The organism is Vibrio sp. MED222, from assembly GCF_000153005.1.
GTDB lineage: Bacteria > Pseudomonadota > Gammaproteobacteria > Enterobacterales > Vibrionaceae > Vibrio > Vibrio tasmaniensis_A.
The window spans coordinates 278465-280798 of sequence record NZ_CH902611.1 but is presented as its reverse complement, the minus strand read 5'-3'; the positions used below and the strand labels follow the sequence as shown (position 1 = coordinate 280798).

The following is a 2334-nucleotide window of genomic DNA, read 5'->3' as shown; positions in this document are numbered from 1 at the left end:
CCGTGAATTAAATCAGGTTAATAAAGTGATCGGCTTCAAATCTCAAAAACACTGATAAAATTAATTATATTAAAATCATAAAGTTACAACCTACGGCACTTCCGTCATTTTTATTTTGACGTAAAAACTGAGAATTGAATCACAATCTTTTTAAAGGATTTCATAAAATCGTGTTGTTGGTAGGGAGAAAGGTTTAAGAGTTTGTTCGTGTTGTTATACTTTTCGTACAAACAACGTGACATCGTTCTCAAAAAAAACCGTTAAAAAACGCCGTCAAAATCAATTTTAACGAGTTCATATCTTTTAATAGGAGCTTTCCTTGCGCACATTTTTGTACGTAACTTTATTCGTTCTCGCATTTTCAGCCAAACAAGCTGCGGCCGAGCCTCTTTATTGGCAAGCCAAAAAGGATGATCTGACGCTTACTATCTTAGGTTCTGTGCACGTTGGGGATAAAAGTATGTACCCACTTCCTTCGGCAATCACCGACGCGCAAAAAAACAGTGATGGCTTAGTTATCGAAACGGATATAAGAAAGACAGAGGGTGTCGTTTATCCGACGACCAAAGTGACCACCGCTGATGTATTAAACAAACAACAAAAACAATTATTAACCGACATATCAAAATCATTGGGTATGCCAACGCAACAACTGCTTAACTCACCGCCTTGGGCAACCTCTCTATCGATACAGATGCAGCAGTTAAAAAAACTTGGTTATGGCTCCGCCGGCGGCGTTGATGCGACGCTAGCTTACAAAGCGACTATCCAAGATGTTCCCGTTATCAGCTTAGAGCCGCTTCAATTCCAAATAGACCTGATGACAAAACAAAAGGACGACGGTAAGGAGTGGTTAGTCAGTAGCCTTGAAGAATTTGACCAAACTGATCGTGTGGTTCATTGCCTAATAGAAAGCTGGAAGGCGGGTGATTTAGCAAAACTGGAAGCCTTCGCAAAGCTCTCTGAGATGTCGCCTGAACTAGAGAAAGCATTTTTAGCCGATCGAAACATAGACTGGGCAAACAAACTAGCAGCCAATGATTGGAAACTCGACTCAAAAGGGAACTACTTGATTGTGGTTGGCGCCTTGCACCTAATAGGAGAAGGTAACTTATTGCAGTTGTTAGAAGAGAAAGGTTTCAATGTCACTCAACAATCACAAAGCCAACAGGCCCGGTGTCAATTTGAGACTAGTGACGACAACTAACTAAATTCGATACCATGACCTTCTCATAATATAACCATTACTTAATAACTGAATCATTACACTTAATCGCACCATAACGGTGTTATTATCTTTCGCTCTTTTTATATACGGTGTTGTTCTCATGAAACTAGTACTCTTTGCTTTACCTTTAGCCCTAGCGATCCTCACGCCTACGGTAGTGACGGCTAAAGAAACTTGTACCATCGAACAGTTTCAGGCGATAGACATTCAACCGCATACAAAAGGCGGTGTGTTAGATAAAGAAAGCGGCCAGTTTCTGATCACTGAGAAGCCACCGATGCGCTGTGCCAATATTACGTTCATTACATCGACGACACGCAACCGTATCGCGAGCCAAATGAATAGAAAATTTGAAGCGAGCTTTTACGATGGCCAAACGAGTAACTCTCACTCGGTGACGTTTAACGAAGATGAAATACAGGCGGGTTACATTCGAATTGGTCGAAATAACCCTGTTGAAGCGTATGTTTGCTTTGTTACTTCAGAGACGCCAATCAAGAACATCACGTGTGATGTGAAGTAAACAGATTTTCGGCTGGCTTATTGAGTCAATCCTTTCTCTATACGGGATGTTTAGAACAACAAGAGATTCCCGACTCGCTCCTTCGTCGCTCTAGGGAATGACACATATACCAAAATGCAAAAAAGCCGTAGCCCCCTCTATTACGAGAGTGCTACGGCTTTCTTCAATGTGGCAGTGAAGATCTTATTTTGAACATCAGGCGAACCCCACTTTGGTTCTAATCCTATTTCCAACGCTCTAAAACGACGAAAGCCTGCTCATTGAGCAGGCTTTCTTAATGTGGCCAGTGAAGAGCTTATTTTGAACATCAGGCGAACCCCACTTTGATTCTGATCCTATTTCCATGATCTAAAACGACAAAAGCCTGCTCATTGAGCAGGCTCTCTAAATATGGTCGGTGAAGAGCTTATTTTGAATATCAGGCGAACCCCACCTTGGTTCTGATCCTATTTCCTATGCTCTAAAACGACGAAAGCCTGCTCAATGAGCAGGCTTTCTTAATGTGGTCGGTGAAGAGGGATTCGAACCCCCGACCCTCTGGTCCCAAACCAGATGCGCTACCAAGCTGCGCTATTCACCGAGA

The 2334-nt window shown here is 42.3% G+C and carries 2 protein-coding genes and 1 tRNA gene; 2 read left to right on the top strand and 1 reads right to left on the bottom strand.

What is annotated here, in order from left to right:
* Positions 1-319: 319 nt before the first annotated feature.
* Both MED222_RS01845 and MED222_RS01850 read left to right on the top strand, forming a co-directional pair.
* Complete coding sequence (locus tag MED222_RS01845; protein ID WP_009848742.1) at positions 320-1207, top strand: TraB/GumN family protein; 888 nt, start codon at positions 320-322, stop codon at positions 1205-1207.
* A gap of 121 nt (positions 1208-1328) precedes the next feature.
* On the top strand, positions 1329-1751 hold the full coding sequence (locus tag MED222_RS01850) for a hypothetical protein (RefSeq protein WP_009848743.1): 423 nt from the start codon (positions 1329-1331) through the stop codon (positions 1749-1751).
* Between the two features lie 503 nt (positions 1752-2254).
* On the opposite strand, the gene MED222_RS01855 is transcribed toward MED222_RS01850, so the two are convergent.
* Positions 2255-2331 (bottom strand) — tRNA-Pro (locus tag MED222_RS01855).
* Positions 2332-2334: the final 3 nt, after the last annotated feature.